Here is a 26,419-nt window from a genome sequence, read left to right on the forward strand (position 1 = left end):
ATTATCTAATTTTAGTCACATACTCATAGTAAGTACCGGCTAACACTTGTTGGTTTTTATCCAACATTAACCCCTTTATTTCGCTTGTGCCGGCTTTTACCTCAACTTCAAACACAACGGATTTGTCCTGTTTATTAACGGCCTGTTTAAACATTTGCTGGTCGACTTGTAAGCTGACTTGGCTGATCGGCAACGCTCACTAGCTTCATGTAGAGTGCATCGATTTATCTAATAATTTCTGCTAATAAACTTAGAAAGCCTGTCCTTCAACCCAATTCGATTTTAAAGTGTTAAATACTAATCTATACATTTCAACACAGCGCGCTTGTAGAAAGCGTAAGTTTCACACTCCAAAATTCAAAGGAAAATATATGAATAAAATTGTATTGCTACTGTTAACCCTTAGCCTAGTTGCGTGCAGCACAACGGATAATGAGCCGCCTCAAGTCACAGATACTGCAGCTAAAGTGCCTATTATTGAAGTTGTACCAGTTGGGCAAGAAAATAATGATGTTGAAGCCGCCACTGTTCATGTCGCGATTGCCCTGACTGCAGGCGCAATGCAAAAAGATAATTTTAAGTGCCAGCAAACCTGTCAAGACGAACTAAAAAAATCGATCGAGAACAGAACAAAAGGTAAATAATCTTTAAATCACTGACCACAACATCTTTAAACTCAGGACTGTCAGTAATAACGCGAATACTTTTTTAAGTGCTGGCACAGGCAGTTTGTGAGCAAGCTTAGCGCCAATAGGCGCCATAAAATAGCTAATACTGGAAATTAACAATACTGCCGGTAAATAGACAAACCCCGCAGTCCAGCTGGTATCTAGGGATTTAGACCAACCATTAACTACAAAACCAAGCGTACCTGCCAACGCGATAGGCAAGCCAACGGCAGCAGACGTACCTATGGCTTTTTTAATATCAATGTTACGCGACACTAGGTAAGGCACGGTCAAGCTACCGCCACCAATCGACACCAAAGCAGATATACCACCGATACCAACACCAACCGCGAGTAAACCTTTACTGCTCTCAAGCTGACGGCTAGCTTTTGGTTTAATATCGCAAAACATGCGCACGGCCGTAAACCCCATAAACAGAGAAAAGAAGACCGCCAAATAGAGTGAAGGGGCATGGGCTGCAATAAACGTGGCGGCAAAAGTACCCAGTACAATGCCAGGCGCCATACTTTTAACTGCTGGCCATAAAACAGCGCCACTTTTATGATGCGCTTGTAAGCTAGATAAGGAAGTCACCACAATGGATGCCATTGATGTGCCCAAAGCTAAATGCACGACTTGGCTGGCATCAATCCCTTGTGCTAAAAAGAGGCTGGTTAACATGGGAACCATAATACCGCCCCCGCCAATACCTAATAACCCAGCCATAAAACCAACAAAAGCACCAAGCGCTAAATAAGCCAATATCCATTCATATGCCATATTGCAGCAATGTCCAAGTGAAAACCTAATGGTGGCGTGGATTATAGCGGTAATTTGTTACTGTTAGCTATTGAGGTGAAATTTTAACTACTAGGGATAGTGATGAGCTGTTTACTGGTTAGCAAGCGAAGCTTAGTTTGCAAGCTCGCAAACATAAATGTTCGCCCACAAAAGATAGTGATGAGCTGTTTACTGGTTAGCAGGCGAAGCTTAGTTTGCAAGCTCGCAAACATAAATGTTCGCCCACAAAAGATAGTGATGAGCTGTTTACTGGCTAGCAGGCGAAGCTTAGTTTGCAGGTTCGCAAACATAAATGTTCGCCCACAAGGTTTCGATATCTAAGGGCGTGTTAAGTCCAATTCTCGCACCCAAATATTACGAAAGGAAACCGGTGAACCGTGATCTTGGATCACTAAAGGCTCTTTGGCTTTATGTGCTTTATACGGAGTTGTTTTTTTATGGCGAGTGGGGCCAAGTATCGGTGTGCGTAATTGCACTAAAACACCGTTATGAAAAACCGTAACATGGGCTTTTTTAAGCACGTTTCCCTCTTTATCAAACTCGGGCGCTTCAAACACAATATCGTACGAATTCCATTCGTCTGCTGGACGTGAGGCATTGACCAATGGCGGGGTTTGGCCGTATACAGCGGCGGCTTGTCCATCTGGGTAATTTTTATTGTTGTGTGACTGCATAATTTGTAGCTCGTAGCGCCCCATTAAAAAAAGTCCACTATTACCTCTGGCTGGCGGATGTTTTTCTAATTGCGCTGGTGATCGCCACTCAACATGCAATTGCATATCACCAAAACTTTGCTTGGTTCGAATAGATTGGTTTTTGCCCGTTTTAGGATCTTTTTGAATAGTGACAACGCCATCTTTAATCAACCATTCAACCGGGTTTTTATTACCCCATGAGCGCGCAAACGCATCCATAGATTGCCCGTCAAATAATACAATCGCATCTGATGGCGGCGGCTGAGAGATTGGCCCAGCGGTGGTAACAATTTTCGGTTGTGGCCGATTAGGATCATGTACGTGCCATTTAGTACCAGGGACAAGCGGAGTGTTGGTATAACCTGGAATTTTATCTTGGCTAGCGGCCTGCACTGGTCCAGTCATTAAAGAAACAATAGCAAGCAAGCCCGACAGTGAGGCTATCTGTAATGTTTTTGTGGCGCGATATTTCGCATTATTCATTTTCATAAGAGTTACTCTATTAATACCTTATAGGGCGGGTTTTACACCCGCCAACCCAGAGTTACATAACAACATCGCGTTTGCAGGGATAAACCCTGCCCTACAAAAATACCTTGTGGGGCGGGTTTTACACCCGCCAACCTAGGGTCACATAACTACATCGCGTTTGCAGGGATAAAACCTGCCCTACACTCTCGGCTTTATAACTTACGCACCCAGATGTTTCTAAAACTGATTTCACCATTATGGTCTTGCAATAAAATGGGTTCACAACCATGGGCATTAAAATATTCAGCCTTACCGCGGTACATAGTAGTGCCGGTAATTTGGTAATGATCTTGAACCAAAACGCCGTTGTGTAAAACAGTAATGGTTGCCGCTTTAGTTAACGTACCTGCATCATCAAATTTTGGCGCTTTAAATATAATATCGTAAGTATTCCACTCGCCACTTGGAGATAAAGCATCTACTAATGGCACACTTTGCTTGTAAATTGACGCAGCTTGACCATTAACATAGATAGGTGTGTTGTAAGTATCTAAAATTTGTACTTCGTAGCGCCGCTGGATCTTAATGCCACTATTAGCATGGCGTGGTGCATTTTTGCGGCGTTCAGACTTTTTCGGTGATCGCCATTCCAAGTGCATCTGCATATCACAAAATTTCTGCTTACTGATAATAGACCCAGATTTAGGTTTCACTGTCAGTTCGTCATTGTCATAGATCCATTGCACTTTTTTGCCATTAGGATGTTGCCAATGTTTGTCGACATCCGCTGCCGTTTGCAATAGCGGAATAGCGTCAGACGGAATAGGATTAGTCGCGACCTTAACTGGAATAGGCTGCCACACTTCGGTTAATTTGGGAGACGGTTTATCATCTTTTGCCAAACTCACCGTTGCCGAAGCCATTAAAGTTAAACCGATAACCAAACGCGTTTTGATTTTTTGTGCTGTATTCATAGTTTTTCGCTTTAGTATTTTCTTTTTGATATTTTCACTGTGATAAAGGAACGTCAGGCGCAGCACTTAAAGCACGCCTGAATATTTGCAACAGTTAACTTGCTTACTTAAGCGCATTAACCGTATAGCGCAGCACGTTGCCCATTAAAGGTCGACCGGCTGTATCGCTAAACTTGCCTAAATCTAAAGTATAAAGTCGGTCGGTCTCTAAGGTTTTAGCACTAATTTTTATCGTATTGCGCTTACCTTTAACCTTTTGAACCTCAACATCCACCGCTTTTAAATCAACCTTAGGCGACCCATAGGCTTTATGGTAATGATAAGTATGGCTCGTAACCGCCACGTTAGACGGCAAGCTAGCTATCGGCTGGTTAAAACTAATTTCAAAACCATCTTTAACCAAGCTAACCTGATCAACGATAAACATAGGCTTATTAGTACGGGTGATTTTTAATAAGCCTTCATCGCCCGCCCAACCTAAGTGAATTTTACCTATCCATAAGTTGCTATTTTTATCAAAGTCGAGTCTAAAATTGCCTATACCTAAGTCTTCACCAGCAATAAAGGGGATCAAAGTACCTTGGGTATTGCCCCCGACGTCATCAGGAATAAAACGGAGCAAATGATCGGTATTCATATCGCCAATCAACAACTCTCCTTCAGGCAAGCCAAATGCTTGATGACCCGATGTTGTTAAAGGTTGGGTCGGTGAATTAGCCAATTCACCTTGCGGGAACAAGCCTGCCGGAGATTTACGTTTGGCTTTAATATCATCCGGTTTAATATCTTTATGCGCCTTTTTATAGCCAGCTAGCCAGTTTAACCCTGCTGGGTGGCCACCAAAATCGCCTTGATTGACCTGAATTAGCGGGCTGGTTGCTATCCAGTCGCCTTGATTATCTGTCGTCCATAATTTGTCATTCGCATCCACATGTAATCCTGCTGGTGAACGATAACCCGCTGAATATGGCGTAGCTTGGCCATCTGGTGTAACTTTAATAATCCAGCCACGATAAGGCGCACAAGAGAACATACGCGTGACTTGTTTACGATAACCTTTAATCCACTTTTGTTTGTCGTGATACTTTTGCATTTCCGATTTAGGGTTACATTTATCACTGTAATCACCGCGAATATGCTCAAATACACCAGCAAAATTAGAAGCAACATTTAACGAAATATAGTAATTACCTTTGCTATCCACCGCTGGACCAAAAGCAAATTCATGGTAGTTACCTGTCATGCCAAAGTCATCATATAGAACACGATAACTATCCGCTTTACCGTCGCCATTGGTATCGCTAATTCGAGTTAATTCGGGCTTTTGCATAACGACAAAAGTATTTTCACTTTCCTGAACTATGCCTAGCGGCTCATGCAGGCCAACCGCAAATGTCGACCAAGTATTGTTTTTAGGATCGAAAATCACAATTTCACCACTGTGGATAGCCAATGCGATACGGCCATCCTGCATAGCGGCGACGCCACCAATTTGCGGATCAATTTCAGTTGGATAATCCACTCGTTCGATTTGATAATAATCTGACCAAGCCTGTTGATCAGCATAAGCACTAACACTTAAAAAAGAACAGCAAATTGAGCAAGACACAGCTAACATTTTGATTATATTTTTCATTATAAACTCACCTCTACTGTAAATTGCTTGGCTTGCTGTGGGCTCAAAGTCAGGATGTTATTAGTCAGTGAGCCTTTACTTACCTTAATTTTTGCTTTCTTATTTACTGCGTAAGAGCTGCCTTGATTAGAGCTAACTGCGTTAGCTGGCTGTTGAAAGTTAAGCGAAATACTTTGCTTAACCCCACTCATTTGATAATGACGCACAAAACTCTTACTGCTATCACCAAGGCTGAGCCGCTCTCGAATTTGCACAGAACCAATTTGATAGATAAATTCAGGTTGTTGCCCCACCATGTCGTAACCCAAAAATTCAACGGCATCATCCTGCTGAAATGAAAAGAAGTCAGTCGCTGCTTCCCAATACATGACTTTGTCACGATTAGACTCTAAATCTTTTTCACCATGAAAAGGGGCATACGTCGGGTAAGCATAACGCACACGGCCAATGGTTGTGTCCCAAGCCAGCGTGATGTCTTTACTCAAGCTAATAGCAATCGAAGCCGGAGAGGTAAATGGCAGATACTTACGTTTAAAATAAGGAAACTTTTTAGCCGGTGCACGATAAGGTTTAAACCTAGGTTTAGGCTGACGTTCTTTTAAATGTCGAGTAATAAATAAAATATGCTCATGAATATCAGTTAAAGTTTGATCACCTAAATGGGCCATTGGCGGCATTTGGATGGTATCCGGATTTTTCTTACCTGGATTTTTCGCCCAAGCCAAAAACGCATCGCGTTTTGCTAATGGGTAATGATCACGCATATAAACCATAGAAGGTCCAGTGCCAAATCGGTCGACCATATGACAGGCTTGGCAATTCGCTTTAAATGCCTTTTGGCCATTAGCATTGGCAAACGTTAAAAACGAAAACAAGCTAAGGCAGGTCAATAAAATAACGCGATAGCCAAATCGTATTTCGTTATTAAAATTCATAATTCACCTTTACTACTTTCTGCATCGGCAGAAGTTATATAAACTAGTTACTGTAGATTAGCGGCTGCGCTGTCAGCAAAAAAGTTACATCCTAATAACAAACTGTAATCAGCCACGTTAAATTAACTGTTATAAATTGATGAATACACGACCCGAAACAGCCCTAAAACCCAATAAAAATGCGCTTATTGAACATTTAACGCGTATAGAAGCAAGTGATACTTTAGGGCGTTCCAAAGTAAACTGTAAACTCATAAACTATTTAGTAAACCACTACATCAAACTAAATGAACAAGGGTCAGAATATAAATCACCGAAAGAAGTCGAGTTAGCGATAGAGGTGTTTGGCAGAGCCAGTGACTTTAATCCTGCTGAAGATGCCTTTGTGCGCGTTTACATTTCTAACCTAAGAAAAAAGCTAGAAACTTATTATCAAACAGAAGGCAAACACGAAGCGTTTTGCATTTGTATTCCCCCTGGTGGTTACGGCTTAAGTTTTCAACACTTGCCAAATACGCAACTCAAGGCCACAACAACAGAAATAGCAACAGAAATAGCAACACACACTAAACTAGAGGCAGATCACCTCGCTCCACTCGCTGATAAAAACAACCTAGGTGATCAATCAGATTTACCTACAAAAAAACAAAACTCAAATATATTTAACTGGCGCACTGGCTTTATTGCACTAGGCGTGATCTTACTGGCTTCTATAACAACAAACTTGTGGTTATGGCAACAAGTTGAGCCAGTCAAAGTTGACTCTTATCAACCTATCCGTCAACACACCTTATGGCGTGACTTATTTAGCAATGCGAAACCCACATTAATCGTGGTCGGCGACTTATTTATGCTCAACGAGCGTGATCCTGATACAAACCGCCCACGTGGTATTAGAGACTACGGCATCAATAGTTATGCTGATCTTGAAGATTATTTTGCACAATACCCACATAAGCGAGCCTCTGTGACTGTCGCGCAAAGTGCCTTTTTACTAAAAAATAGTGTATTTGCGGTCAAACATATTCTGCCGTTATTTGCTGATCCAACGCGAGTCTCAATTCGCTTAGTGTCTGATTTAACGCCTGATGATCTACGTGATTATAATTTAATATATCTAGGATTATTTAAGTCGCTTGGCGCAATAGACGCTTACATTCAAGGCTCAAACTTTACCCTAGGTCGACATGGCACCGCCTTGACCGACAAAACCACTAATCAAGTTTATAAAGTTACCGGCAACTTACAGCAGGAATACACGGATTATGGGGTGTTTACTAAGTTTGTAGGGCCAAGCGGCAATATCATATACAGCTTAGCGGGATTTTCAGATGCGTCAGTGATCCAAATGGCGAAGTATTTAACTAACCCTAATAAACTTAACTCTGATGAGTTCACTGAACATTATCAAATGTATGCGAGCCAAGCCTATCAAAATTTTGAATTGATGTTTTCCACCTCTAGCTTTGACCGCACCGATCTCGGTTCACAAGTCATTAGTAGCGGTAAATTGAATGTTAAAGCCATATGGGCAATGCCACATTAGCCTGTTTACGTTGGGCGAGTTTTACACCCGCTAACCCAGAGTTACATAACTACACCGCGTTTGCAGGGATAAACCCTGCCCTACAAGTTTTTAAACAACTTGGCTAATTCATCACGCCGATGTTGGATCTGCTGTATTTCATTGGCAAAGGTTTCTGTTTTACTGGGATCAGGCTCAGGAAAAGTACCAACTCCGGCCAACAACGCATGCCAAGATGCACTTGGGTAATACTGGCTAATTTGCTGCAAATCTAATTCTTCGGCTACGTCCATACCATTAAACCAAGCATATAAAATACGTTGCAATGAATCTGAAACTGGAATTTTACGGCAGTCTTGCCAATAAGGCGTATCGTTACGCGAATTAGAAATATAATGAGTGACAATATAATCGCGCACGCGCTCAAACGCGTAGTTAATTTTATCGTTAAAGTAGTCTTGCTTAGCGGTAGTACCTTTACCTTCTTCAATAGCCGCTATAAAGCTTTCTATCGTGTCCTGAACAAGATGCAACGCCGTTGCTTCCAAAGGTTCAATAAAGCCCTGCGATAAACCAACTGCTAAACAATTTTTGTTCCAATGTTTTTCCGAACGGCCGACGCGCATTTTGATATGGCGCGCTTCAACATCTTTCACTCGATCCTGACCAATAAAATGACGTAATTCTTGTTCAGCACTATCTGCAGTTTGGTATTTAGCGCTATAAACATAGCCATTGCCCACACGGTTTTGTAACGGAATATGCCAAGCCCAACCATTACTTAAGGCCGTAGACACCGTTTGTGGTGAGTAGTTATCTATTTTAGGTGAGGCTATCGCGACTGCGGAATCATTAAATAAGTTGTCACTGTAACTAACAAATGGCGTATTTAAGGTTTTTTGCATTAACAAGGCTTTAAAGCCGGTACAATCAACAAAAATATCTGCACTTAGCTCACCCTGTTCATCACTTACAACACTGGCAATATCACCATTTTCCGCTTGTTTAACTTGGCTAATATTGCCTAGCAAATGGTTTACGCCTAACGCCAGTGACTTTTCTTTAAGTAACAACCCGAGCTTTTCAGCATCAAAATGATAGGCATATAGAGTCTCTACAGGGTTGGAGCTGTCCTGCAATTGACAACTTTTACGTTGATTAGTGAGCTCTTTAGTTAGGTAGTAATTGTCTGGATGGCAAGTGATGGGATAACCATGGCGGCGCAAGCGAGTATGTTGGGCAAATAGTGGCGTTACATCATCATCATATTGGCTTAGAAATGGGTGAAAATAACTTTCAAAGCCTTTGCGGATCGACCAATGCTTAAAGGTAATACCATTTTTAAAAGTAGCATTACATTTAGACATCCATTGTGCTTCAGAAATATCGAGGGTTTTGAATAAATGACGAATATAAGGTGTGGATCCTTCACCTACACCAACAGTAGGAATATTAGGCGATTCAATCAAAGTAATGTCGGCTTGTGGCCACTGTTTAGCCAATAACGACGCTGTCATCCACCCCGCTGTACCGCCTCCGATAATTAGAATTTGTTTATTGAACACTACCCAAACCAAAGGTTAACAATTTACATATTAACGTTTTACAAAAAAAAAGCTGGCAATGCCAGCTTTTTACATAATTAAACTTAACTTGTTACCAATTAATAGTATTAGTCACAGTTTTTAATGCAAGTCATTTTGATATTATCATAGTATGCATCAATATCACCGACGGTACCGGCAAATTGTAAAACCAGTCGAACGTCAGCTAGCCCAACCCAATTATCTGGCTCTACAAATTCATGCACATATGTTTGCCAATCACCAGACGTCACAGGGCCAGTTTTATTACCACCCTTCCATATCTGCCAGTTTGAACCATTTGGGAAAAATATAGCCGTATGTGCTTGATTTTCACCTGCCACAAAGTTGTTAACTTTCATATCCCAAGTCAGTTGGAATGTTCGAGCCTTATCCCCAGTACGAGAACCATCAGCGAAATCATTAGGTAACATTGGGTCTAGGAAATTTTCTTTTAATAACAAACCTCCTGTAGTGGTACCGTTATCTTTAGCTTGTAAATGTAACCCATAGTTACCATCTCGAGCAGCATCAGCCGATACTGTGATAATAGGGTCTAAAGTTCCCCATTTATGAATCCAAGGCGTTTTTTCACCAGACTCAAAATCACCATTTAACTCATAAATATAATTGGGGTTTGCTTTAGGGTTAATTTTGATAACACTGATTCTATTATCAACCAAGGTTTTAACTTGAATTTCAACTGGTCCCAAATAGCGATTAACTATAGTCACTAAGCCCGTATTTTGATCAACAGTTGCAATATCAGTATTCAAAGACTCCCACATTACAGTACGATCAATTCCAGAATTAGGATCTTCTGGTAGTACCTTTGCTGTAAGCTGGAAAGGTATGCCAAGTGCTACTGGTATTGCGGCTTTAGTTTGCCCTCCGGCTTGAATTTCAACTCCAACAGGACCACTTGGAAATTCAGACACAACAACATCAAACTCTTTGTATACGGAGCCTTTGTTGATACCATCTTTTAAACTCGCAGTCACTTTTACAACAGCATCTATAGCGCCATTAGAAGCAATACCTTTAACAACTTGAGCTAGACTTTCATTTTGCGGAGTATCAGGGTCATCAGGAACCGAAGTCACTGTAGCAATACTCTCATCAGCAGAAGTCCAAACCAATTCAGGTAATGATGCAAAATCAGGAAAGACCTGAGCTGTAACAGCTGTATCATATCCTTGTGGTACTTTTATCGTGTCGCCTTCGACTATCTCAATATCAGTAACAGGGTCTTCAGCACCAGTAACTTTTACAATTACCGTACGTTTTAAATAATCATCTTCAAAATCAAAGTCTCCATCGTTATAAGTGTTCGATAAAAAGTAATCGTATTTGTACTCTTTTTCTTCACCATACTTCAATTCATCAGTCCACGTAAAAGGCTGTACAACCAACTCTAGGCCATCTTGAAGTATTCCAGCCTCATAACGATCTAGTACTGTATATCCAGGTTGGCCATATTGTCTGATCGAGCGAATATAAGGAGGAGCTTCCTGCACAGCGTCTTCCATTAGCACTTCACCAGTTGCAGGATCAGTTTTAACCGAACCATCTCCATTAGTTTGTGGGCGCTTATCTACTTCTCCATCTCCGTCCTCATCTATAATTGCTAAGTCTAGATTGATAATAGAAACAGTTCTCCCTGAACTATTGTTGATATTTTGAGCAAGGTCAACTCGAGTGATGTCGTCATTTTCAGATATTTCAACAACAATGGTAGGCTGCTCAGTTGTAAGTGGTTCAAAGTCAGCATTAGTAAAGTCACGATCTATGTCGTCTCCACTACAGGCCGCAAGTATCGCTGCCATAGTTGCTGTTAATAAAGTTTGTTTAAAACAACTCATGTTTTTTCTCCAAAATTCAGTCTTCTCAGGCATTCGCATATGCGGTTTTTTATTACATAAATTACGCATTAAAAATTCACCCTGATACCTAAACGGAATTGACGGCCGGTTTTGTAATTACTAACTGTACGCTTAGTAGTTACATTGCTATCTTCCATTGGATTACCTTCATTGAATAATACTGGTACCAGTTTACCTTTAAGATCATTTGAACTCTGAATTTGGTCCCAAGTAGCAGGTGTTGCATCGTCTTCAGATACACTGATAACTTGCCCTTCTGAGTCTAAGTAATTGCCATCGGCATTCTGTAACTTATCACCCAAATCAAATTCTGTGCTAGTAAAGAAAATTCTATTATCAACATTTGTTAGGTTTAATGCATTAAAACTCAAGCTGATACGATTGTTAACTTTATAATTGAACGCAAAATCTAATTGTGACTTTTCATCTAACCATAAGCGGCCTGCTTCGAGGCGGTCTACAAACTGTATACCACTATAGCGGTGCGTTAAACGCATAGAATTACCGGCTTTTTGCCAATATAAAGATGTATTTGCAGAATGTTTAGGGGTAAACTTCTGAGGTACACCATCTAAATAACTATCTGTGATTTCTAAATAAGTTGGGTCAGACTCTGTTTTTGCATAGGTGTAGTTAAAGTCCATTCCAAGACCACTTAACACACCAGGTAAGAAATCATAAGTCTGACGATAACCAAACTCTAAACCTTTAGAGCGGGTTGAAGCGCCATTGACTTTAAACTCTACTACGACTTCATCACAACCTAAGTGCATTGGACTAGTGATTTGACCTTTAACATAACGATTAGGCATACAGTAGACATTGTCTTCAGCTGAGTACTTGTCGTTTACGATAGGTGCGTCCGCGCTTAAAGTTTCATCATGAGAAATCAGTAAATCTTCATAAGTTAGCTCTGTTGTATCATAAGCAGTTCGCATATCGCGGTAATAAAACAACTCTCGAACATTTTCAGGAAAATCTGACATATCTTTTTTAAAGAATGCTAAAGATAGCTGACCTTCTTTATTGAAATACCATTCAAAAGATAAATCTAAGTTTTTAGATTGCAGAGGCTTAAGTTTCGGGTTTGGAGCAGTCATATTTGATTGAGATAGTCCCCAAACATTCTCATTTAAGCGAAATCCTGGACGTAAATCATCAAAGACTGGTCTAGACATAGTTTTGGATGCAGCAAAACGAGTAATCAAGTTATCAGTTAATTGATAATTTAAGTTTAAGCTAGGCAACCAAATATCGCTCTCGCCTTCACCTTCACTGTCGTAAGTGCGTAAATATTTTTCCTTATCCAAAGCAGTGGAGTTATCAGCATGCCTAAAGCCCCACCACCAGCCACGATTGCTATTGGCTTGATCGTAATTTATGTACTCAATTTGATTTTGGCCATTAACATTGACACTACGCTCACCAACGCGGGGATCATAGCAAGGGTACTGGTTTGGTACCGTTTGACCAGCTGAGTAAATTTCACCTGTCCTAATATCAGTAATAGTATGTTCATCTGGAACAATACCAGTACCATCAATCAGCATAGACTGAGTCTGTACATCATATACGTTAGGGCACTCAGGCATATTAGGATCGATGTCAGGATTAGTAAATAAGCCACGTTCTACCATAGAAACTGGATCAAAGATTCCATCACCACTATAGAAGTTTATTGCTGATTTACCTTTTTTAGCTTGGATCTCAGTATGAACAAAACGAGTACCTAGATCACCAGTTAGACGCCCATCAAGAAATTCAAAATTGAGTTTGGCATATAATGAATAGTTATCTTGAATAGTTTGACGGCTTTGAGAATCGTCTGTTACAAGCCTATAGTCCGGTAACGAGAAAACAGCCGAAAATGCTTTACGAGCATCAATCAATGGCCACCCGTTTTCTACAAAACCAAGACTATACTTTGAATCTTTAGCTACTAAACCATCCATCCAATCGTCATATGGAAATGACTGATTGACATCCATTACTTCATTTATTGTAAACGTCGATAGTTTAGTACTAGTTATCGGACGCTGAGTAACTGGATCAAAGACTGTAGCCGTTTTATCGTCAAAGCGACCATTTTGACGGTGTACATCTTTATCACGTTGTGAAATTTTAAAACCTGTTTCAAACTTGGTAATTCCAGCAAAGTCTACATCCCAGTCCAAGTCAACATATAGACTTTTGTTAGTATCTAACGTATAGCCATCATTAAGGCTTAATCCACCTAAATGCTGCGCATAAGGGTCGGTAGGAATGAATGTCGTAGTCGGGCGACCTCGCTGGCTACCGCCTGGAGTTCTAACAAATGACCCTTCACCTACTACCATTTGGCAATCACCGGTAGTACAGTCTATACCAACTGGTTGCAATTCATCCAACGGTACATCTTTTAGCTCATCGCGATGAAGCATTTGCCATGTAGCAGAGCTAACACTTGAATTATCGATAACATCAAATTCTGTTTGTGAGTAACCCGCTTTTACTTCCAAATACAAACTATCAGTAAGCCATTGCTCAAGTGTTAATGTAGCAACTTTGTTGGTTGTTTCGTTTTGTTCTTGCGAGCGATTTAACTGACCTTGTTGAAAACGATTTAATGACTTAACCAAAGTACGCATTTCAGTGTCAACAGTCCACCAATCTTCTTGAGGATCAGCTTGAGTTGGGAAATAAATAACTTCTCCATTTTCATCTAATTGAGGTGGTCGATTTTGTCCCCAGCCAGGTACAGGTACAACCGTAACAACATCATCCTTGTTAAAAATTTGCCCCTGAGTCAAATTAATTTCATCGACCTTACCATTAAATATATTCGGCATATTCGTACGTATTCTGTGATCGTCACGAATGATCTGTTGATAAGAATAACTCAAATCTAGCTGAATATTAGTCGAATCGTTAGGCGCGAATTGAAAACCAGAAGTTAGAGTATGTCTATCTCGCTGATTTTGCTTAAGACTATAGGTTAAATCATTTTTAACCAATACTCGGTCGCCACCATAAATTAAATTACCGTCCATATCACGAGCTACAGGTTCTTCTGAACCATCAACATTCCAACGCTGATACAAATCTAAAACTTGATAAGGACTATTTCTGCTACTTCCGACTTCATCACGACGAATAGCTTGTGTCTCATTCGCAGCTGTGAAAATAACGCCGAAAGTTTCATCAAAGAATTTTTTAGAAAATGAGCCGCTGATTTTATTATCATATTTATCAGCATATTCGTTATATCGTCCTTGGACAGTAATGTTAGCTCGATCATTTTTTAAATCTAACGGTCTAGCTGTTTTTAGTACGACGTTTGCGCCTAATGACCCCTCGTCATGATCAGCACTGGACGTTTTATACACATTGATTTGAGATAACACATCAGCTGAAAATGCACTCAAATCGACCGAGTTGTTTTCATCTGAGCTGGTCAGTGACACACCATTTAAAGATATGTTGTTAAAATCCGACTGAGCACCTCGAACTGAGATTTTTGTTCCCTCGCCGTCATCAGTTTGAATCGATACACCAGTCACACGCGATAATGCGTCAGCGATGTTCTGGTCGGTAGTTTTACCTATATCTTCAGCAAAAATTGAATCAACAATTGTTGCCGAGTTACGTTTTTCGTTAATTGATTTTAAAATACTGCCGCGGAAGCCCGTGACTTCGATCACTTCAGTATCTTCTTCTTTATCTTTTTTGTCGTCTTCTGCAGCATAAGCCACCATACTCGCGCTACTGGCTAGTATCGCTAGAGATAGTGCACTTAGCTTAAATCGTTCTCTAGTGTTGGACATCTGTACCTTTCCTCAAAGAATTTTTTATTTGTTGAACCACATTGTGTTGTTCATCGAGTCTTTGTTTTTATTTTTATAAAACTGTTAAGTCCTTCTTAACCTCAACTGTTCCATTTGATGTAACCATTATCAAAAAGCTGCTAACCACCAATCAATAAAGACCAAACAAAGGACTCACCAATGATCAACAAATAAATCAAATTACATCAACATCAAGTTTACATAGAATTGTTTACAATACACAACCCCAAATCCAAAATTTTTGATTAAAATATGATTCTTATTTTTTATAAATAATTATAAATTGTTAACAATAATGCATATAAAACGGCTTTATTCCACATAAATCACTTTAAATACAATGAGTTAACTTTTTTACGGTTAAACGCTAACAACGAAACTTAACTTTTGTTACCTGTTGACAATGAGTTTTTATGAGGCAATATGATGCACAAGACGAGCGGTATACTTCATTAATTTATTGCTAGTCGCATTATTTAACCGAATTAACACATACAAAAAACAATAGAATTGAATACAAGTGTAGTCGCTTTTGTTGTAGATACACTGAAACGAGGTAATTATTTTGAACGTTCGCAGAATTAGCTCTATTCAAAGCCAAATTGCTGACATTTTACGAGCTGAGATTATTTCCGGTGAATTACCCGTTGGTGAAAAACTGAATGAGTTGGAACTAGCTAAACGTTTTGGTGTATCGCGCGGCCCTATTCGTGACGTTTTACTGTTACTAGGTAAAGAGGGTTTAACTTTGACCAAAGGTAGTGCGGGTACCTGTGTTGCCCAGCCTATGGACAGTAAAGTTGAAAAAGTATTAAACGACGTACGCTTAAAAATTGAAGAATTTGCCATTAAGCAGTTAAAGCAAGATGCAACCCATGATGATATTGCTAACTTAGAATCGATTCTTAACCGCATGAGCTTGCATTGCGACCGAGCCGAAAGCATGGACTTTATTAATGCCGATATTGATTTTCACAAATACTGTGTTGAGCAAGCCGGTGGCACAGATTTAGTGAATGTTTGGTATCCGATTGTGTTGCGTATGCATATGAATAAAGGCTTAGCCGAGATCAATGCGCATGATGTTGAAGAGCATGCGGCCATTATTAATGCATTAAAAGAAAAAGACAGCAAAGCTGCGATAACTGCGCTACGACAGAATATTAAGTAAAGAATTACCTGTGCTTACGAACACTTAATAAGTGTTCGAGGTGATCTAACGTACATATGCGTTAGCCTAGGCGCTTCTCTCGGGAGTAATCCCAACATTTTGTGTTATGTTGTGTGTTCGCCGCTTCAATTTGAGGCGGCTTTTTTTTAATTGTACGAATAGGTTGGCTTATTCCGCTTAACTCTTATTTAGCAACTTTTTATAAAACTTTACCTTGATTAAATTGATAACAATTCACAAAGATTGTTAACTATATTATATTTACATTAATCAAATTAACTCATTTAGCACAAATTAGGCTATGAGTTTTAAGCGCACATATTTAGTAAGGTTTATATATGAGTAATAACATTTCGCGCCGCAGTGCATTAAAGCTAGCCGTTGCTGGCCTCGCGACAAGTGCTATCGGCTGTTCGAGTACAACCTCATCCAACACTCAACCTGTAGCAAATCAAGTATTAGATAAACCCGTTACTGATGCATGGGGCAATACATTTGATCGCATGTGGATAGGTGGAGAGTATTGGGCCAACCCTATGGAGAATTGGCGCATTATTGATGGCGGCGCAGAATGTACCGTAACGGGCGGTAATCGCAGTATTCATTCTTTAACTCATCAATTAGTTAATCCAGATGCGGCATTTTCCATCTCAGTTAACATCAAAAAAGCTGAAATTGGCAAAAATGATGGTGGCGCCGCGATACGTGTTGGTGTGCAAAGCGATATTAACGACCATCGCAGCAATGTATTTGTGCAAACCGGTTTAGATGCCGGTATTGTTAATGGGCAGTTGGTTTTAGGGAAATTACGCGCAAAGCTCAGCCATGCCATCAACCATCAACAAATCAACTTAACTTTAACTGGTGAACCGCGTTTAGGTGTTATTGCTGTCAAAGTAGTGGCGACCGATACAGCTACTGGTAAACAACTAGGGATGTTGGAAGATTTTATCGCAGAAGATAAAGTCATGGGTAACGTCGCTGTTGTTAGTAACTTCACCTCATCTGCCAGCAAAGCTCATATACCGAATGGTACTCGCTACCGTTTCACCGATTGGCAAATGGCTGGTGCGGCATTTAATAACAAACCAGAGCAAAAATTTGGTCCAATTTTATGGACCATGTATACCTTAAGCGATACGCGCACCAGCGAAGGCTTTGTAATGAAGCTAAGCGCATTAACCGGTCCTATGGGTAAGCAAGACAGCCAAGAAGTCGAGCTACAAATTAAGAAAGACGGTATTTGGCAATCGTTAGGTACAGAACGACTAGACACAGACGCTTGGGTTGCCACGTTCCGTATTGCCAATTGGCAAGAAGCAAGCGATACGCCGTACCGCGTGGTTTATAAAGAAAAACAACGCGATGGCAGTATTAAGCCTGATATTTACGAAGGTAAAGTCCGCGCTAACCCAGTTGGTCGACAAATGCGCATGGCGGGTTTAACTTGTCAAAACGATTACGCCTTCCCTTATGCACCTGTCGCTGAAAATGTCGTCAAAATGGATCCCGATTTAGTTTATTTCTCGGGTGATCAGCTATATGAAAACCATGGTGGTTACGGCGTAAAATACGGGCCAGCTAAAGATTCCATCAACAATTACTTACGTAAGTATTATCAATTTGGTTGGGCATTTCGCGAGGCTATGCGTAATGCGCCGACTGTCGTTTTGCCAGATGACCATGACATTTTACAAGGTAATTTGTGGGGTGAAGGCGGAATCAAAATGGCCGATGAGTCAATTGCCTCTGGCCGCACCGATAATGCCGGTGGTTACATTGCGCCTATCCGTGTTGTTAACGCCGTGCATAAAACCCATACTGCTCATCATCCTGATCCGATTGACCCAACGCCATCAGCGCGAGGGATGAGTGTGTATTATACCGATATGGTGTATGGCGACGTCAGCTTTGCCATTATTGGTGACAGGCAATGGAAAAGTGGCCCAGAACACTTAGGTATTGAAGTGGGAATAACCGGTGAAGGTGAAGATCCGCATTTTATTAACCCTGCATTCGATCGCCAAGACATGGAGCTACTGGGCAAACGCCAAGAAGACTTTTTAGAAAAATGGGGCAAAGACTGGCGTGGGCACAAGCTTAAAGCGGTACTTAGCCAAACCGTGTTCGCGGCAATTTGTACCCATCAACCTCGCCCTAACAAGTTTTTGAAATACGATTTTGATAGTAGTGGTTGGCCAGCCGGCGCACGTAACCGCGCAATTGAAATTATGCGCGAGTCCAAAGCATTACATATCTGTGGCGATACGCATTTAGGCAGCTTAACTCAATATGGCGTTAAGCAACAACGCGACAGTAACTGGGCGTTCTGTACTCCGGCGATTGCCGCAGGTTGGCCACGTTGGTGGAATCCAGATACGCTGAACTTTCCAGTGAATAATCGTCCGTCACACGGCATTGCCCATACTGGTGAATACCTAGATGCCTTTGGCAACAACATGTACGTCTATGCGGTAGGTAACCCTATCGTTGGTAAATCGGGTAATCGTTATATTAAGGCGCACGAAAAAGGCAGTGGTTTTGGCTTTATCTTGTTTGATACCGAGGCTAAAACTTACACCACCCAAGCTTATCGTTTTTTAGTTGATGTGACCGATGGCAAAGCTAGCAATCAATTCCCTGGCTGGCCTGTCACCATTCATCAGGAAGAAAATATAGGTAAAAACCGTATTAGTTAATAGTCAGTCGAGTCTTCCCAAAATAAGTATTTTGGGGAACACGACTTACAAAACTAATTATCTTTAAAACATAGAGCGACTTCAGGCTGAGCTCGTCGAAGCCAGTGTACGAATTTAAGTACCAACACTTCGACTGCTTCGCGCTCAGTGTGAGGTTGAATCTCAATTTAATGTTTTGAGTATATAAAATGACCACAAACACTATTAGTAAAATCGCTTTAATCTCTGCTGCCTGTGCGATGACAATCGCATGCTCAGGTGATAAAGCTGAATCAGCAAAAACAGCTGAACAACCCACACCACAACAAGAGTCAGCAAAGCAAGAATCATCAACGCCAAAAACCTTGGTACAACTTTATGATTTTGAAAGTGGTGAGATCCCAGCCACGATCCAACTCGGTAATGCCACAGCGGAACTTGTCACTGGTCAAGGTGTCACGCAAGGTAAACAGGCGTTAAGAGTGAAATTCAATTCGGCGAAAAACAAATATGCCTCTATCTCGTTTACGCCAAAACAGCCATGGGATTGGAGCCAATACGAAAGTTTTAGCATTGCCTTAGATATTGCCAACCAAGGTGAAGTGTCGACCAACTTCAAATTTATGGTTGCTGATGTGTCTGGCAGCAACTATACACGTGCCACATCAGTACCGGTTGGTGAGTCAAAAACTTACTACTCAAAAATGCATGGTCATGATTTAGGTAGCCCTGATTCTAAACTAGGTGATCAAGTTGAACTAAATCTAAGCTCAGGTTTACGTTCTAACCCTGCTACTTGGCAATCCGATGATGTGCAATTTACTTGGATGTGGGGTAACAAAAACCTTAACACCAAAGGCATTAAAAAATTCAGCATCAACTTAGAACAAGTATTACGCGATAAAGAAATCACCATAGATAACATTCGCTTGATCGCTAACCCGAAAATGAACCCAGACTTTTTAGCCAATATTGTTGACAAGTTTGGTCAATCATCAAAACAAGAGTTTGAAGAAAAGGTTCATTCAGAAGCTGAGCTATTAGCAACGCGTGATAAAGAACTAGCACGCTTAAACAATGGTGAAAAGTTAGATGGCCGCTCTAAATACAGCGGTTGGAAAGATGGCCCTAAACTTAAAGGTACGGGTTATTTCCGCACGGAAAAGGTCGGTGAAAAATGGGCGTTAGTCGATCCTGAAGGTTATCTATTTTTTACCTCAGGTATTGCCAATGTGCGTATGTCTAACACCACCACAGTGACCGGTTATGATTTTGCAAAAGATGCTATCGCGCAACGTTCTGCCGATAACGTAACGCCTGAAGATTCCGAAGGCTTAAACCCACCACCAGCTTCGGCTTATCCAACCCGTCATGTTGTTTCTGAAACGCGCAAAAACATGTTTGAGTGGTTGCCAGATTATGATCATCCATTAGCGAGCAGCTATGGTTATCGCCGCGAGGTGCATTCAGGCCCAGTTAAACACGGAGAAGTATTTAGCTTTTATATGGCTAACTTAGAGCGTAAATACGGTGAAACTACGCCATATTCCTATATTGAAGATTGGGGCAAAGTAACAGTTGATCGCATGTTAAGTTGGGGATTCACGTCTTTTGGTAACTGGATCGATCCTATTCTGTACGACAATAACCGCTTCCCTTATTTTGCTAATGGTTGGATTATTGGTGACTTTAAACAAGTCTCTTCTGGTAATGACTTCTGGGGCGGTTTACCAGACGTGTTCGATCCTAAATTTGCTGAACGCGCCGATGTCACCTTAAAAGTCGTCGCCGACGAAGTTAAAGGTAGCCCTTGGTGTGTGGGTGTATTCGTTGATAACGAAAAGAGTTGGGGTCGCCCTGGCAGTCCTAAATCTGAGTTAGGTATTGTGGTGCACACGCTAAAACGCGATGGTGCCGATACACCAACCAAGAATATGTTCACCGAACAAATGCAGGCCAAATACGGCACGATTGCTAAGTTAAACCAAGCTTGGCAGCTATCATTAGGTTCTTGGGATGAGTTCCAAAAAGGTGGCTTTAATACCGACCCATCTAATAAAGCTCGTATTGCCGATTACGAACACCTACTTTATTTATATGCCAAAGAGTACTTCCGCATTGTCGATGGCGCGTTAGCTAAATACTTACCAAACCATATGTATATGGGAGTACGTTTTGCTAGCTGGGGTATGCCTAAGCCAGTGGTTAAAGCCGCTTCTGAATATGTTGATGTACTTAGCATGAACGTATACAAAGAAGGCTTAAAACCGCAAACCACCAAGTTTTTAGAAGAACTAGACATGCCAACAGTGATTGGTGAGTTCCATATCGGTACTACTTCGTCAGGCTTCTTCCACCCTGGTTTAATTGCCGCGGCCGACCAAAAAGATCGAGCGCGTATGTACAAAGAATATATGCATTCAGTTATCGACAACAACTATGCGGTAGGTGCGCATTGGTTCCAATATATCGATTCACCAATTACCGGTCGTGCTTACGACGGTGAAAACTACAACATAGGTTTTGTCTCGGTAACGGATACACCATATAACGCCATGGTAGATGCTGCACGTGAAATGCATGGCAATTTATATCAACGCCGCTTTGGTGATTTAGATAAGGATAAATTAGCTAAGCAGTAAAACGTCATATTCGTAGGTTGCCTTGAGCGCAGCGAAACGCAACATGGTTAATTCCAATTGGTGCGGTTCGTGATACTCACGGCACCCTACAAAAAACCAAAATAATAATATAACTCGTAAGGCGGCTTACGCTCATACTTCGCTAAACCGCCCTACAAACAATAACAATAAAAACCTCACCACATATAACAACACACTGGGCTAAGTACGCTAGTGGTTACTCACTCACGCCTGCTTTGCCTTAACTCAGCACTAAAATATTAAAAAACAACAATGAAATATACACTACTATCAAGCGCTATCGCGCTCGCCTTTAGCTCAACCGCTTTGGCAAAAACGGTATATGTTGCGCCTAATGGCGATGACAGCAACGACGGTTCACAAAATGCGCCATTTGCGACATTTGCGCAAGCCAACTCAGTGTTAACTGCTGGCGATACTTTAATGATCGCCGGTGGTGAATACCGTCAAACTTTAAAAATCAGCCAATCTGGCAATGCCGATAATCCGATTAAAGTTCGTGCGTTAAATGATGCTGATGTACTAATCACAGCAACCGAGTCGTTAAGCGGCTGGAGTCAGCATTCTGGCAATATCTACTCGGCTAGCGTCAATATGACCATAGACCGCGAGTTTCGTCAGGTGTATCACAAAGATAAACTAATGCAGATCGCCCGTTGGCCAAATGACAGTGACAATGATGTCTTTACTATCGATGCTCACGAGCTCCATGCCAAAGGCTCAGATTCCAGCATTGCAGTTAGCGGCATTCCGAATTTAGATTTAACCGGCGGCTATATGTGGTACTTGGGCGAGCATTCAGGTACAAGCTGGACACGCACGATTACGTCAAACAGCCAAAGCCAAATCAACTTTACCAAAGTTGATATTACTAAATGGCCATTTAGTAACCATAACCCAAGTAAGAAAATTGATGGTGGTTATGGCCGGTTTTTTGTATTTGGCACCTTAGAGCTGTTAGATAACGCCAAAGAGTGGTTTTACGACAGCGCAGCACAAACCTTATATTTTCAACCTGCTGATGGCCAACAACCGAGTGATGGCGAGGTTGAGTACACTGCGCGTCAACACACTGTCGAGTTAAACGGCAATTTTATCGATGTTGAAGGCATAGATGTTTGGGGCGGTAACGTTCGACTTGTCGGTAATAATAATCGATTTGCCGCTGCCAAAATTACACATGGCCGCGAACGCTTAGATGCGCTCAATAACAGCAGTGCACAAATTGGTGATGGCTCAATATATGTTCAAGGCCAAAATGCCCTAATTGAAAACAATGTACTGCATCACGGTTCAATCAGCGGCATTTTCATTGCCGGCTGGCAAGACAAAGGGAACGGCAGTCAAATAATCGGTAACGAGATCCGTTACTTCGATACATTAGGCATTCACGCTAGTCCAATCCGCTCTGGCGCTGATAATGTCAAAATATTAAAAAACACTATCTCAGATACAGGCCGTGATGGCATGTACGTTTCTGGCACCGACAGTGAAATTGCTTACAACGATGTCTCTCGTAATGCATTAATTAATAATGACGGCGGGCTGTTTTACACCGTTGGTAATAAAGAGCCGAGGAATATTGAAATTCACCACAACTGGTGGCACGACGCCGTGGTACGCGACTACAACGACAACCGCATTGCCGGTATCTATTTAGATAACAACAGTAAAGGCTTCTTAGTTCATCACAATGTGGTGTGGAATGTACCTTGGAGCGCCCTGCAACTGAATTGGGACAACTGGGACAACCATATTTATCACAACACCTTTATTGACGCTGAAAAAGCCATGGGCGAATGGATAAATGGTCACAACCCACGAGATAACCGCGTTTGGAACAATTTCAGTAATAAACTCGACTGGATCCAAAGTGCCGCTTACGACTTAGACAGCAACCTCATAGATGAAAATGTTCAACAGTTAGTCGACCCAAGTAAATTGAGCTTTATGCCAAAGCAAGGCTCAGATTTATTAGACAAAGCTCGCACTATAGATGACTTTACCAAACCGTTTACCGGCCCAGCTCCAGATATTGGTGCTTATGAAGCAGGCGGTATTGCATGGACAGCTGGAGTTAATGCGATTGAAGATAAGTGTGTAGAGTGTAAATCAGATCCCACTAGCGAGCCGGTATTTGGTGCTGTAGAACCCACGCCTGATCCTGATCCTGACCCGACACCAGAACCCGATCCTACGCCAGCCCCAACGCCGGATCCAAAACCTGATCCGGAACCAGAAACATCGTCTAGCTCGGGCGGCGGTAGCTTAGGTTTTACAGCCCTGTTATTAGCTTGGATTGGCTTACGTCGTAGAGGTTAATTGAAGTACTTTTAAAACGTTGCCGGACAAGCGCGTCCGGCATTTAAGAGTTTATGATTAAATACCAAAAATAAAATCGAACAAAGAGTCCATCAATGAATCGGTATGCCGTTGGATATGTTTTGCTTTTCGCTGCTTGGTCTTTTGAGCCATGCAACGTTTATAATCCTCACGCGCGGTTACATTGAGCTTATCTTTTTTATAAGCCATTTGACGGCAAGTATCAATATCTTCAGCGTTACCATAAAGGCTGGTACAGGATACCAAACTAGTAAAAACCGCCGCCGTTAATATGCCTTTAACCACTTTCAACATATATCCTTAACAATGCGAATTTCGATTGCTTTAGTATTGATTAATTTGGCTTGAGTTATTGTATCCGAGTGTAACTGAAAGTAAGTATATTCAAACCGCTTTATTGGCGGGCATTTATGCTGGCAGAGCCCAAAAGAGCAAGACTGAAGTCTTGCTCTACAAGTTTACCCTATCGGGTAACATTACGACTCTGTTCAAATACCTGTATCGCCACACTACTTACGGTTCCGCCGGTTTGTGCATAACGCAATTGCACTGTGTTGTTGGCAGCTTGTAAATCTGCGTAGTTAATAGGCACTTCAATCAAACCAAAGAACTGATTCCAAGTAGACTGATCGTAACCTTTCCAGTCACTAGGTAATACGTTGACCTCTTTACCATTGATAAATACGCGATCTGGCACCACTGGTTTGCCGTGTTCACGGTTAACCCCGATACGTAATACCGCTTCACCATTATTGGTAGCTAAATTTAAGTTTTTAACTGGAAAGCTAATATTGGTATTAGCGGCAGCAATCGGCTGTAAATACTTGGTTGAGTAATATTTTGTTTCTTTTGATGTATGGTTCAAATTAAGATTTTGGCTAAAGGTGTATTCCAAAATCATGGTGCCGTTAGCTGGAATATTCTTGCTAGTATTTGCGCCAACCGGAATATCTTCTTGGTATAAAGGCTCATTATTAGCGTTGGAATATAAACGACGCATTTTCACGTTGCTAACCGGCTTACCATTAAACAAGTTGACATCAACTGTCACTAACTCATTTTCTAGGTTATTAACAATAACGTAAGCTTTGTTATTTTTAACATAGGCATCAACTTGCACATCAGGATCGGCAGACCAAGTATCAACTCGTGTACCTTCAACTTTTTTCCACAACTTGTAAAAATCAAGCTTACGGGTAAAGGTGCCATCATCATTCAACAAACGCGTTTGGTCATAATGCAGAATGAAAGGTGTCGCGGCTAAAATTTTGTTCGGGCGTTCTAATAGTTGCAGCAACATACCGTTAAAAGCCGCCATATTCTCCCAATCGGCTTCTAACTGACTCTTGAATAGGTGATCTTTACCCAAAGTACCATATTCAGATACCAAAAATGGCTTCTCGGTTTGCCAACCAGCGACACCTGGGTTTTCCAGTTTTTTGATATGGGTATACGCTTCAATTAAATCTAAGATAGCTTCATTTTGACTACCACGTAAAAACTGATCATCTTCACGGCTGGTTAAGTCATATAAATGCAGCGAGAAGAAATCCATATCGGCACCCGCGGTGTCCATAAAGGCCTTCATGTTCAAATCCCAATCTGCGAAATCGTTACGCCACCAACGCGGCAAGGCCGTGGTATAACCGCCAACTTTGACATCAGGATGGGAAGCTTGCAGTTTTTGCGCAACTTTAGCATGACCTTCCCAGATTTTTTCCCGAGTTAAGCCCGGCAAATAATCCGCGTTATTCGGATCCAACATAAACAAAGGTTCGTTTACCACTTCTAAAAAGGTGGGTTTATTAACATTGTTATCGAAAAACTTAGTTAAATAATGCTGATAGTATTTAGCTAACGCATCATAATTGTTGAGCCCCATGTTCCAGCCATTTAACTGATTCCCCGGAAAACGTTTTTTCTGGATCCCTACGGTTTGATAAGTCGCTCGATGCTTGTTGGCATGCGACCAACTATTAAAGTTGGCTTTAAAACCAGCCGCATAACTGTCTAAATCATTTGGGTCGACATAGCCGGGAAAAGATGGGTTTTCATCTACATTGGCAGCTACGTACGACAAACTACCCGTCGCCCGCCCAACATGAATATCTTGATCTTCAAAAAAGGCATCACGCTGATTAATCGTTGGCCATTGTTGTGATGAAAGCGAACCATGAAAACGAATATATTTTTCACGCGAAAAATCCTGTTCACCACCCACAGAATGAACCATATCTAAATTGACATCGACATCAATATTCGCTGCGTTTACCGCGTTAGCAGACAATAGTGATGCAATAGTTAGTGCTAATGTTTTTATCTTCATTGCTAGTGCTCTCGTTTTGAAATTGTTGTTTTTAAGCCGTTGAATCTTTTGTAACTATCCTTGTAGCTCATATCCAATAAGACTTAATGAGACATTTTGTTGACACATTGCGATCTTTAATTGACTCTTTTTGATGCCAACAAGCTGATGATAACAACAATTTGTTAACAATCAACTATTATTATCGCAAAAAGCTAATTTTTAATATAAGCAAAGCATAGTAATGGATAATTAATTACAGAG

General features: G+C 41.2%; 17 protein-coding genes. 6 read left to right on the forward strand and 11 right to left on the reverse strand.

The annotated features are described in order from the left end of the window. Position 1 precedes the first annotated feature (1 nt). Positions 2–193, reverse strand: a complete 192-nt coding sequence (locus C2869_RS04090) for a hypothetical protein (RefSeq protein WP_108601741.1) — start codon at positions 191–193, stop codon at positions 2–4. Between the two features lie 178 nt (positions 194–371). Here C2869_RS04090 and C2869_RS04095 point away from each other — a divergent pair, with 178 nt between their 5' ends. Continuing rightward, positions 372–644 carry a hypothetical protein gene (locus C2869_RS04095; RefSeq protein WP_108601742.1) on the forward strand — a complete coding sequence of 91 codons (273 nt, stop codon included), beginning with the start codon at positions 372–374 and terminating at the stop codon, positions 642–644. 3 nt (positions 645–647) lie between these two features. On the opposite strand, the gene C2869_RS04100 is transcribed toward C2869_RS04095, so the two are convergent. The 5 genes from C2869_RS04100 to C2869_RS04125 all read right to left on the reverse strand — a co-directional run bounded on the left by C2869_RS04100 (position 648) and on the right by C2869_RS04125 (position 6,180). Continuing rightward, complete coding sequence (locus tag C2869_RS04100; protein ID WP_108601743.1) at positions 648–1,448, reverse strand: sulfite exporter TauE/SafE family protein; 801 nt, start codon at positions 1,446–1,448, stop codon at positions 648–650. 338 nt (positions 1,449–1,786) lie between these two features. Next, positions 1,787–2,653, reverse strand: coding sequence for a 3-keto-disaccharide hydrolase (locus C2869_RS04110; protein ID WP_228710759.1), 867 nt, complete (start codon positions 2,651–2,653; stop codon positions 1,787–1,789). Between the two features lie 194 nt (positions 2,654–2,847). Continuing rightward, the gene (locus tag C2869_RS04115) at positions 2,848–3,609 is read right to left on the reverse strand and encodes a 3-keto-disaccharide hydrolase (protein WP_108601746.1); all 762 of its coding nucleotides are present in this window, start codon (positions 3,607–3,609) and stop codon (positions 2,848–2,850) included. A gap of 103 nt (positions 3,610–3,712) precedes the next feature. Next, entirely contained in the window at positions 3,713–5,245 is a 1,533-nt protein-coding gene (locus tag C2869_RS04120; RefSeq protein WP_108601747.1) for a DUF7133 domain-containing protein, read from the reverse strand. Beyond that, on the reverse strand, positions 5,245–6,180 hold the full coding sequence (locus C2869_RS04125) for a c-type cytochrome (protein ID WP_108601748.1): 936 nt from the start codon (positions 6,178–6,180) through the stop codon (positions 5,245–5,247). The genes C2869_RS04120 and C2869_RS04125 overlap by 1 nt, the downstream gene beginning before the upstream one ends. A 139-nt stretch (positions 6,181–6,319) precedes the next feature. On the opposite strand from C2869_RS04125, the gene C2869_RS04130 reads away from it, so the two are divergent. Next, positions 6,320–7,726: a helix-turn-helix domain-containing protein gene (locus C2869_RS04130; RefSeq protein WP_108601749.1), complete on the forward strand. Its 1,407-nt coding sequence runs from the start codon at positions 6,320–6,322 to the stop codon at positions 7,724–7,726. Between the two features lie 80 nt (positions 7,727–7,806). Here C2869_RS04130 and C2869_RS04135 read toward each other — a convergent pair whose 3' ends face one another. From C2869_RS04135 to C2869_RS04145, 3 genes are all read right to left on the reverse strand, one after another. Beyond that, positions 7,807–9,270 carry a tryptophan halogenase family protein gene (locus tag C2869_RS04135; protein WP_159084025.1) on the reverse strand — a complete coding sequence of 488 codons (1,464 nt, stop codon included), beginning with the start codon at positions 9,268–9,270 and terminating at the stop codon, positions 7,807–7,809. 107 nt (positions 9,271–9,377) lie between these two features. After that, on the reverse strand, positions 9,378–11,219 hold the full coding sequence (locus C2869_RS04140) for an Ig-like domain-containing protein (RefSeq protein ID WP_108601751.1): 1,842 nt from the start codon (positions 11,217–11,219) through the stop codon (positions 9,378–9,380). Continuing rightward, positions 11,219–14,974 carry a TonB-dependent receptor gene (locus tag C2869_RS04145; protein ID WP_108601752.1) on the reverse strand — a complete coding sequence of 1,252 codons (3,756 nt, stop codon included), beginning with the start codon at positions 14,972–14,974 and terminating at the stop codon, positions 11,219–11,221. The genes C2869_RS04140 and C2869_RS04145 overlap by 1 nt, the downstream gene beginning before the upstream one ends. A gap of 586 nt (positions 14,975–15,560) precedes the next feature. Between C2869_RS04145 and C2869_RS04150 the strand changes: the two genes are divergently transcribed. The 4 genes from C2869_RS04150 to C2869_RS04165 all read left to right on the forward strand — a co-directional run bounded on the left by C2869_RS04150 (position 15,561) and on the right by C2869_RS04165 (position 23,829). Beyond that, positions 15,561–16,166 carry a GntR family transcriptional regulator gene (locus tag C2869_RS04150; RefSeq protein ID WP_199915624.1) on the forward strand — a complete coding sequence of 202 codons (606 nt, stop codon included), beginning with the start codon at positions 15,561–15,563 and terminating at the stop codon, positions 16,164–16,166. A 338-nt stretch (positions 16,167–16,504) separates the two neighbouring features. Next, positions 16,505–18,865, forward strand: coding sequence for an alkaline phosphatase D family protein (locus tag C2869_RS04155; RefSeq protein WP_108601754.1), 2,361 nt, complete (start codon positions 16,505–16,507; stop codon positions 18,863–18,865). Positions 18,866–19,053: 188 nt separating this feature from the next. Continuing rightward, positions 19,054–21,486: an agarase gene (locus C2869_RS04160; protein WP_108601755.1), complete on the forward strand. Its 2,433-nt coding sequence runs from the start codon at positions 19,054–19,056 to the stop codon at positions 21,484–21,486. Between the two features lie 273 nt (positions 21,487–21,759). Continuing rightward, positions 21,760–23,829, forward strand: coding sequence for a right-handed parallel beta-helix repeat-containing protein (locus C2869_RS04165; RefSeq protein ID WP_108601756.1), 2,070 nt, complete (start codon positions 21,760–21,762; stop codon positions 23,827–23,829). 57 nt (positions 23,830–23,886) lie between these two features. On the opposite strand, the gene C2869_RS04170 is transcribed toward C2869_RS04165, so the two are convergent. Continuing rightward, positions 23,887–24,141, reverse strand: coding sequence for a hypothetical protein (locus tag C2869_RS04170; RefSeq protein ID WP_159084026.1), 255 nt, complete (start codon positions 24,139–24,141; stop codon positions 23,887–23,889). Positions 24,142–24,313: 172 nt separating this feature from the next. Next, positions 24,314–26,176 (reverse strand): hypothetical protein, encoded by a 1,863-nt coding sequence (locus tag C2869_RS04175; protein WP_108601758.1) that lies wholly within the window; start codon positions 26,174–26,176, stop codon positions 24,314–24,316. Between the last annotated feature and the right edge of the window lie 243 nt (positions 26,177–26,419).

Source organism: Saccharobesus litoralis, from assembly GCF_003063625.1.
Classification (GTDB): domain Bacteria; phylum Pseudomonadota; class Gammaproteobacteria; order Enterobacterales; family Alteromonadaceae; genus Saccharobesus; species Saccharobesus litoralis.